At 42.2% G+C, this 10142-nt stretch carries 6 protein-coding genes; 5 read left to right on the forward strand and 1 reads right to left on the reverse strand.

The genetic code is table 11. The annotated features are described in order from the left end of the window. Window positions 1–8: 8 nt before the first annotated feature. On the reverse strand, window positions 9–1454 hold the full coding sequence (locus tag SORDD15_RS01005) for a UDP-N-acetylmuramoyl-L-alanyl-D-glutamate--L-lysine ligase (RefSeq protein ID WP_061413588.1): 1446 nt from the start codon (window positions 1452–1454) through the stop codon (window positions 9–11). A 105-nt stretch (window positions 1455–1559) separates the two neighbouring features. Here SORDD15_RS01005 and SORDD15_RS01010 point away from each other — a divergent pair, with 105 nt between their 5' ends. The 5 genes from SORDD15_RS01010 to SORDD15_RS01030 all read left to right on the forward strand — a co-directional run. After that, window positions 1560–3182, forward strand: a complete 1623-nt coding sequence (locus SORDD15_RS01010) for a putative polysaccharide biosynthesis protein (protein ID WP_061413590.1) — start codon at window positions 1560–1562, stop codon at window positions 3180–3182. A gap of 202 nt (window positions 3183–3384) precedes the next feature. Continuing rightward, window positions 3385–5343 (forward strand): peptide ABC transporter substrate-binding protein, encoded by a 1959-nt coding sequence (locus SORDD15_RS01015; protein ID WP_061413592.1) that lies wholly within the window; start codon window positions 3385–3387, stop codon window positions 5341–5343. Between the two features lie 145 nt (window positions 5344–5488). Continuing rightward, on the forward strand, window positions 5489–6583 hold the full coding sequence (locus SORDD15_RS01020) for a cystathionine gamma-synthase (protein ID WP_061413594.1): 1095 nt from the start codon (window positions 5489–5491) through the stop codon (window positions 6581–6583). Window positions 6584–6590: 7 nt separating this feature from the next. Beyond that, window positions 6591–7757, forward strand: a complete 1167-nt coding sequence (locus SORDD15_RS01025) for a MalY/PatB family protein (protein ID WP_061413596.1) — start codon at window positions 6591–6593, stop codon at window positions 7755–7757. 92 nt (window positions 7758–7849) lie between these two features. Next, window positions 7850–10142 (forward strand): DEAD/DEAH box helicase (locus SORDD15_RS01030; protein ID WP_061413598.1); only part of this gene is annotated, 2293 nt, incomplete at its 3' end.

Genomic DNA, 10142 nt, shown 5'->3' on the forward strand with positions numbered 1-10142 from the left:
GATTTTTTTTATAGATAACGTTCTGCGATGGTTGCGTCTCCAGAATAGTCTTCTTTCTTTCCTTGGACGATTTGGTAGCAATCGGCTCCCTTACCAGCAATAATTACGGCATCGAGTTCTTGATTTGTGATGGCCATCGCCGCCTTGATGGCTTGTTCACGATCGGCAATCTTTTCAACAGGATGACTGATATAGCTACTGATTTCTTCAGCAATGGCCATTGGATCCTCATAGTTGGGGTCATCCGCGGTGAGAAAGACTTGAATCTCGGGATGTTGATTGAGGAGGAGGCCAAAGTCTTTGCGGCGACTTTCACCCTTGTTTCCAGTTGAACCGAGAACCAGAGAAATTTTTCCAGTTTGATGGGTTTCTACAACAGAAATCAGTTTTTTCAGACTATCGCCATTGTGGGCATAGTCGACGAAGACCTTGGCTCCATTTTTCTGTGTGAGGACTTCCATACGCCCAGGAACGCGGGTTGCAGCAATTCCTTTTTTGATATCCTCCAGACTGGCACCTAGACGAAGGCAGGCAAGTCCTGCAGCGACTGCATTTTCTTGGTTAAAGTGACCGATGAGTTGGATATCATAATCACCAGCGAGTTTACCTGTAGCGGAAAAGCTAAAGGCTTTGGAGTTCTTGATTTGGTTACTTGACTGGCCACCATAGAAGTCATGTTCTTGATCTTCTACTTGTTCTTTCAATACAGAAAAGTGGTCCATGTCGCTATTAATGACAACTGCTCGACTATTTTTCATCAAGAGACGTTTGTGGTAGAAGTAATCTTCAAAGCTAGGATGCTCAATCGGCCCGATATGGTCAGGAGTGATGTTAAGAAAGACACCTACATCAAAGGTCAGGCCATAGACGCGTTTGACCAGATAGGCTTGACTAGAGACTTCCATGATGAGATGGGTTCTACCATTCTTAACAGCCTGAGCCATCATATCAAAGAGATCAATGCTTTCAGGAGTTGTGAGGGCAGATTTAAAGAAGGTCTTACCATCTAAGGTTGTATTCATGGTAGACAGCATAGCTGGGTGATGTCCTTGAGCTAATATATTATAGGCAAAATAGGCCGCTGTTGTCTTACCCTTGGTTCCAGTAAAAGCTAGAAGCTTGAGCTTGTCCTGTGGATTGCCATAGAATTCCATAGCAATCAAACTCATGGCTTTCTTAATGTCGTTCACGATAATAACAGGAATACCGACCTCGTAGTCTTTTTCTGCGACATACCAAGATAAACCTTGCGTTATAGCGGATAGGAGGTATTCTTTTTTAAAAGCAACGCCTTTTGCAAAAAAAAGAGTGCCTTCTTTTACTTTTCGGCTGTCGTAACTGATGCTATCAAAAACAACTTCGCTGTAGTTGTAGTGGTAGTGTCCTTGGTCGATAATCTCGCGGAAGAGATCATCTTTCTTTAATATATCTAATGCGGTTTCAATTTTTATCATACTTTCTATTGTAAACCGAAAGTCTGAATTTTACAAGTAACAAGGAAAAGTTTATAATGGAAGATGAGGAAGATTTCCTAGTTATCAAAATTGAATGAGGAAGCTATGTCTAACGAAAACAATCATCAACAGGCCCAGATGTTGCGAGGGACTGCTTGGCTAACAGCTAGTAACTTTATTAGTCGCCTACTTGGTGCTATCTACATTATTCCCTGGTATATCTGGATGGGAACCTATGCTGCCAAGGCAAATGGTCTCTTTACCATGGGCTATAATATTTACGCTTGGTTCTTGCTGATTTCGACAGCGGGTATCCCTGTTGCGGTCGCAAAACAAGTGGCTAAGTATAATACCATGCGAGAAGAAGAGCACAGCTTTGCCTTGATTCGGAGTTTCCTAAGCTTTATGACAGGCTTGGGACTAGTCTTTGCCTTGGTCTTGTATCTCTTTTCTCCTTGGCTAGCAGACTTGTCAGGTGTGGGGAAAGACCTGATTCCCATCATGCAGAGCTTGGCTTGGGCAGTCTTGATTTTCCCATCTATGAGTGTTATCCGGGGCTTCTTTCAAGGGATGAACAACCTAAAACCCTATGCCATGAGTCAAATCGCTGAGCAGGTGATCCGTGTTATCTGGATGTTGATGGCAACCTTCTTCATTATGAAGATGGGGTCTGGTGACTACTTATCAGCAGTTACTCAATCGACCTTTGCGGCCTTTGTGGGGATGGTGGCAAGTTTTGCAGTTTTGATTTATTTTCTTGCCCAAGAAGGTTTGCTCAAAAGGGTTTTTGAAACGCGGGATAAGATCAATAGTAAGCGACTCTTGGTTGATACCATCAAGGAAGCCATTCCCTTTATCCTGACAGGGTCTGCTATTCAACTCTTTCAGATTTTAGACCAGATGACCTTTATTAATAGTATGAAGTGGTTTACCAACTACAGCAATGAGGACTTGGTTGTTATGTTTTCTTATTTCTCTGCCAATCCTAATAAAATTACTATGATTTTGATCTCTGTAGGAGTTTCCATTGGGAGTGTTGGCTTGCCGCTGTTGACGGAGAACTACGTAAAAGGCGACTTGCCAGCGGCGGCTCGACTAGTCCAAGATAGTCTTACCATGCTCTTCTTATTCTTGCTACCAGCAACGGTTGGGGTTGTTATGGTAGGAGAACCGCTCTACACAGTCTTTTACGGCAAGCCAGATAGTTTGGCCATGGGCTTATTTGTCTTTGCAGTTTTGCAGTCTACTATCCTAGGCTTGTATATGGTCTTGTCTCCTATGCTTCAGGCCATGTTCCGAAACCGTGCGGCGGTTAGGTACTTTATCTATGGTTCCATTGCTAAGATCGTCCTGCAATTGCCAACTATTGTTATTTTTCACAGCTACGGTCCCTTGATTTCAACGACTATCGGCTTGATTATTCCAAATGTTCTCATGTACCGAGATATTTGTAAGGTAACGGGTGCTCGTCGAAAGATTATCTTGAAGCGAACTATTTTGATTACCATCTTAACCCTTGTCATGTTTATCCTAGTTGGTTTCTTGCAGTGGCTACTCGGTTTTGTCTTCCAGCCAAGTGGACGTCTCTGGAGTTTCCTTTACGTAGCTCTCATCGGAGGGCTTGGAGGAGGTCTCTATGGTTTGATGAGCCTACGGACACGGCTATTAGACAAGATAATAGGTAAAGCTCAAGCAGACCGACTACGTACACGATTGAAAATATCGTAAAAAGATTTATAAATAAAAGAAATAAATTTAACCTTTCTATAATAGAAAGGTTTTTATACTACATTTTTCTTAAAAAAAGAGAACTTTTTCTAAAATTAAGAGCAAAAAATATGTTTCTTTAAGTTTTTCTTCAGAAATCTCTTGACTAAATAAAACTAAAACTGTATAATAAGACAAAACTTTTAAACAGGAGGTTCTGGAAATGAAAAAGTCTAAGGCCAAGTATCTGACACTTGCAAGTGTCGTGTTAAGCGCTGGTATCCTGCTAAGTGCATGTGGGAACTCAACTAGCGCTACTAAAACATATAACTATGTTTATTCGAGCGATCCATCTAGTTTGAACTATCTTGCAGAAAACCGTGCAACAACCAATGACATCGTGACCAATTTGGTGGATGGGTTGATGGAAAATGACCAATACGGTAACTATGTTCCATCTTTGGCAGAGGATTGGACTGTTTCTCAGGACGGTTTGACCTATACTTACAAATTGCGTAAGGATGCAAAATGGTATACTTATGAGGGTGAAGAATACGCCCCTGTAACTGCCCAAGACTTTGTGACAGGTTTGAAATATGCTGCTGATAAAAAATCCGAAGCCTTGTACCTTGTTCAAGAGTCTGTAGCAGGTTTGGATGACTACATTAATGGTAAAACAACAGACTTTTCAACTGTCGGTGTTAAGGCAATTGACGACCAAACAGTTCAGTATACTTTGACACGTCCAGAACCTTATTGGAATTCTAAAACAACTTCAACCATTCTCTTCCCTGTCAATGCAGACTTCCTGAAATCAAAAGGGGATGATTTTGGTAAGGTAGATCCTTCTAGTATTTTGTACAGCGGTCCCTTCTTGATGAAGTCCTTTGTTTCAAAATCTGTCATCGAATACAAGAAAAATCCAAATTACTGGGATGCTAAAAATGTCTTTGTGGACGATGTGAAATTGACTTACTATGACGGCAGTGACCAAGATGCCCTAGCTCGTAACTTTACAGAAGGAGTATACAGCTACGCACGTCTCTACCCAAATAGTTCAAGTTTTGAAGGGATTAAAGAGAAAAACAAGGACAACATTGTCTACAGTATGCAAGATGCGACAACATTTTTCGTAAACTTTAATCTGGATAGAAAATCATATAATTTCACTTCAAAGACAACTGACATCGAAAAACAATCTACCCAAGAAGCCATTCTGAATAAAAACTTCCGTCAGGCCATCAACTTTGCCTATGACCGTACGGCTTATGGAGCTCAATCACAAGGAGAAGAAGGGGCAACGAAGGTTATTCGTAACCTTATCGTGCCTCCTACCTTCGTGACTATTAACGGAAAAGATTTCGGAGATGTTGTCTCATCTAAAATGGTCAACTACGGTCAAGAATGGCAGAACATCAATTTTGCAGACGCTCAGGATCCTTACTACAATCCAGAAAAAGCTAAGGCTAAATTTGCGGAGGCGAAAAAAGAACTTGAAGCCAAAGGAGTACAGTTCCCAATTCACTTGGATAAGACTGTAGAGATGACCAATAAAACAGAAATTCAATCAATTAGTTCAATGAAACAATCAATTGAATCTGTTCTTGGAACTGAGAATGTGGTGATTGATATCCAACAATTGTCCACAGAGGACTATGATAGCTCAGGTTATCTCGCACAAACAGCGGCTCAAAAGGACTATGATCTCTATAACGGTGGATGGAGTCCTGACTACCAAGATCCATCAACCTATCTGGACATCTTTAGTGTGAAGAGTGGTGGAATGCTACAAAATCTTGGTTTGGAACCTGGTGAAATCAATGATAAGGCTAAGGCAGTCGGACTTGATACCTATACTCAAATGTTGGAAGAGGCCAATAAAGAGCAAGACCCAGCGAAACGTTATGAAAAATATGCTGAAGTTCAAGCTTGGCTCGTTGATAGCGCCCTTGCAATTCCAAACGTTTCCCTTGGTGGAACACCTGGCTTGAGAAAGACAGTTCCTTTCTCAGCACCATTCTCACAAGCAGGAAATAAGGGTGTGGAATCATACAAGTACCTCAAGTTGCAAGATAAGACTGTAACGACTGATGAGTATGAAAAAGCTAAAGAAAAATGGCTGAAAGAAAAAGAAGAATCAAATAAAAAAGCCCAAGAAGAACTGGCAAAACACGTTAAATAACCAGTCTATTCAACAGGAAAAACGATAGTTTCTTAAGGAACTATCGTTTTTATATAGTTTGAAACTATAACTAGCTCTTGAAAACAAGAAAATGAGTTAGTGAAAATAAGTGGTACAATAGTTACTATAGATTTGGAGGTATTGTATGAGCAAAGAACTACACATTAACACAATTTTAGCCCAGGCAGGGATCAAGTCAGATAAGGCAACAGGTGCCTTGGTGACACCACTTCATTTTTCAACAACTTATCAGCATCCAGAGTTTGGCCAGTCTACGGGATTTGACTATACGCGTACTAAAAACCCAACTCGCAGTAAGGCGGAGGAAGTCTTGGCGGCTATTGAGTCAGCAGACTATGCTCTAGCGACGAGCTCAGGAATGGCTGCGATTGTACTGGCTTTTAGTGTTTTTCCAGTCGGAAGTAAAGTCTTGGCTGTGCGCGATCTGTATGGGGGTTCTTTTCGTTGGTTCAACCAAGTCGAGCAGGAAGGTCGGTTCCATTTTACCTATGCCAATACAGAAGAAGAGTTGATCGCTGAGTTAGAGAAAGATGTGGATGTTCTCTATATTGAAACGCCAACCAATCCCTTGATGTTGGAATTTGATATTGCAAAACTAGCCAAACTAGCTCATGCCAAGGGTGCCAAGGTAGTGGTGGACAATACCTTCTACAGTCCGATTTATCAACGTCCGATTGAAGACGGTGCGGATATCGTTCTTCATTCAGCAACCAAGTACTTGGCAGGGCACAATGATGTTTTGGCTGGGGTGGTTGTGACTAATAGTTTAGAACTATATGAACAACTTTTCTACAATCTAAATACGACTGGTGCGGTCTTGTCACCATTTGATAGTTATCAGTTGATTCGTGGTCTCAAAACCCTGTCTCTTCGTATGGAGCGTTCTACAGCCAATGCCCAAGAAGTGGTTGCCTTTTTGAAGGATTCACCTGCTGTCAAGGAAGTGCTCTATACTGGACGTGGGGGTATGATTTCCTTTAAAGTAGTGGATGAAAAACGTATTCCTCATATTTTAAATAGCTTGAAGGTCTTCTCTTTTGCGGAAAGTTTGGGTGGGGTAGAGAGTCTAATCACCTATCCGACAACTCAGACTCACGCGGATATTCCAGCAGAAGTGCGCCATTCATATGGCTTAACAGATGATCTCTTACGCTTGTCTATTGGGATTGAGGATGCTAGAGATTTGATTGCGGACTTGCGCCAAGCTTTGGAGGGATAAGATAGATATGGGAAAATATGATTTTACAAGCCTGCCCAATCGTTTTGGGCACCATACCTATAAATGGAAAGAAGCAGAAGCTGATCGAGAAGTCCTACCAGCCTGGATAGCAGATATGGACTTTGTGGTTTTGCCTGAGGTTCGACAAGCTGTACAAGCCTACGCAGATCAGTTGGTCTATGGCTATACCTATGCTAGCGATGCTCTGATTGAGTCGGTGCAGGACTGGGAAGCCACACAACACGGTTATCACTTTGACAAGGAGGCACTCGTCTTTATCGAGGGAGTGGTACCAGCTATTTCAACAGCTATTCAAGCCTTTACAAAAGAAGGCGAAGCTGTTCTGATTAACACACCGGTCTATCCACCTTTTGCCCGCAGTGTCAAACTGAACAATCGCAGATTGATTACCAATTCTTTGGTGGAAAAGGACGGGCTCTTTGAGATTGACTTTGACCAGTTAGAGAAGGAATTGGTGGGAGAGGATGTCAAACTCTATATCCTTTGCAATCCCCACAATCCTGGTGGACGTGTTTGGGAAAAGGAAGTGTTAGAAAAGATTGGGCATCTCTGCCAAAAACACGGTGTTTTGTTGGTTTCAGATGAGATTCACCAAGATTTGGCTCTCTTTGGTCACAAACACCAGTCTTTTAATGCCATTGATCCTGCTTTTAAAGACTTTGCCCTTATCTTGAGTAGTGCTACTAAAACCTTTAATATTGCTGGGACCAAGAATTCCTATGCAGTTATTGAAAATCCCAAGCTTCGTGTTGCTTTCCAAAAACGGCAGTTGGCCAATAACCAACATGAAATCTCAGGTTTGGGGTATTTAGCGACAGAAGCTGCCTACCGTTATGGTAAGGACTGGTTAGGAGAGTTAAAGGAAGTCATTGAGGACCACATTAACTATGTAGTGGATGTTTTGGGCAACGAAACCAAGATTAAGGTCATGAAACCGCAAGGTACCTACTTGATCTGGCTTGATTTTTCAGCCTATGACCTAACGGATGACCGCTTGCAAGAGCTTTTGAAGAATGAAGCCAAGGTTATCTTGAACCGAGGTTTGGACTTTGGAGAGGAAGGAAGTCTCCATGCCCGCCTCAATATAGCTATGCCTAAATCCCTGTTGCAAGAAGTTTGTCAGCGTATCGTTACCACTTTTGCTAAACTTTAAAAATCCAGCCTTCTGGGAGAAAAGTCTTCCTAGAAGGCTATTTTCGTAGGGGAAAATGTGGTATAATGAAAAGATAAGATAAAGGGGTAACTATGGCTAAATTGATTCCGGGAAAGTTGCGCATGGAGGGTGTTACACTCTATGAAACAGGCAACATTGAGATTATCAAGGAAAAAGGGAATCGCCTCTATACTCGTGTGGCGGGAGAAGACTTGCGCTACAGTTTAGAGGATGATCTTGTTTTTTGTGCTTGCGATTTTTTCCAAAAAAGAGGTTACTGTGTTCACCTCGCAGCGCTCGAGCATTATCTGAAAAATGATGAAGAAGGCCAAGTGATTTTACAAGCCTTAGAAAAAGGACATGAAGAGCAAGAAAAGGTCGAAACCAAGGTTAGTTTTGGCGGTAGTTTTTTGGAGCGGATCCAACCTCAGAAGCGAGAGAAAATCTACACTTTGTCGGCTCAAGGTCAGGTAGAAGCTGGAACCAATCGCCTCCTTTGGACACTCCGAATCGGTTTAGTTGATAGTCAAAAATATTATGTCATCCGTGATATTCCTCTCTTTTTGAAGGTCTTGGTCCATCGAAAGCCATATATGATTGGGAAATACTATGAAAATGACTTGTCTTGGGATGCTTTTGATACAGCTAGTCAAGAAGTTCTTACTTTTTTATGTGGCTTGGTTGAGGAGGGACTGAGTCAAGACCTCTTTTTCCCCAATCAAGGTCGTCACCTCTTTTTCCCTCTGACCTTTTTTGAGCAGGGAGTGGAGTTGCTGATGAATTTGGAAGATTTTCATTTTGAGCACCAGATTACTAGTTATGAAAATCTTCTTTTTTATGATTTAGATCCAGAAGCAAACCTTTTCTCTTTTTCCGTGAAGGAGTATCCCGATTATTTTGAGATGGAGATTTCTGAAAGTGAGCGAGTCAACGTATTCTATGGAGGGGCAGTTCTCTTTCGTAAGGGGAAACTTTATCTCTTAAATCCTAAACAAATCAGCCTATTAAAGGAAATCAAGGAGCTTCCTCAGGAGGAAAGAGGGAGAAAATGCCTCCAGTTTGACAACAGTGATCGTGACCGTCTGGCTGCCTGTCTGCCTTTGTTTGGACAGCTAGGCACAGTGTCTGCCCCCGAGCGCTTGCAAATCAGACCCTTTTCACCAATCTTTTACTTTGATAGGGAGGATGACGACCGCATCCGCTTGGATATCCAGTTTGACTATGGAGATGTCAAGGTAACTAGTCGTCAACAGCTGGAACAATTACCTTTTTCAAGTGATGCTGTCTTGGAAAACCAACTATTTCAAGTCTGCTTAGGGGCTGGTTTTGAGGCTGATTTTCAGTCTTGGAGACAGGCTTTGAAGCCAGAGGCAGTTTATTCTTTCTTTCACCATACGATTCCAGCTTTTGAGAAATTGGGTCAGGTTTTCTTGTCTGATGATATGAATCAGCTCTACAGCGTCCAAGTTCCTCAGGTTCAGATTGAGTCCAAGGGAGGACTGTTGGAAATTCAATTTGATTTCCAAGGGATTGCCCAAGAAGAGATTGATCAAGCTCTTAAAGCCCTGACCAGCAATCAGGATTTCTATATCAGTTCTTCTGACCAAGTGTACTTTTTTGACGAGGAAACCAAGCAGGTTCGTCAAAATTTGCAGGAACTGGGGGTTGAGCTAAAAGATGGTTCTTTTCACGCTCGGAAATCCCTAGCTTACAGTTTGTCTCAGTTGTTTGAAGGTCGAGACAGGATTTCCTTCTCGGAAGAATTTCGGCATTTAGCTCATGATTTGACCCATCCAGAGGACTTTCCTTTGGGAGATATACGGGTGCAGGCGAGTTTGAGAGACTACCAGGAAAAGGGTGTTCGTTGGCTCCAGATGCTTCATCACTATGGTTTTGGTGGCATCCTGGCAGATGATATGGGATTGGGGAAAACACTGCAAACTATCGCTTTTTTGACTAGTCAGGTGACCGAAGATAGTCGGGTCTTGATCTTGGCTCCGTCAGGTTTGATCTACAATTGGGCAGATGAATTCAGGAAATTTGCCCCACAGTTGGATTTGGCTGTCGTTCATGGTTTGAAAGCGAATCGAGAAGCGATTCTTTCTGAAAATCACCAAATCTATGTGACTAGCTATGCTACTTTTCGTCAAGACAGCGAGCTTTATCAAGAGATGGCCTTTGATTTTCTCTTCTTAGATGAAGCTCAGGTCATGAAAAATGCCCAAACCAAGATTGCTCAGAGTTTGCGCCAGTTTGTGGTGCCGGCAGTCTTTGCTTTGTCGGGTACGCCCATCGAAAATCATTTAGGAGAGTTGTGGTCTATCTTCCAAATTGTGCTACCGGGGCTCTTACCAAGTAAAAAGGAGTTTATGAAATTACCGGCTG

Origin of the sequence: Streptococcus oralis (genome assembly GCF_001578935.1) — a bacterium.
Lineage (GTDB): Bacteria > Bacillota > Bacilli > Lactobacillales > Streptococcaceae > Streptococcus > Streptococcus oralis_R.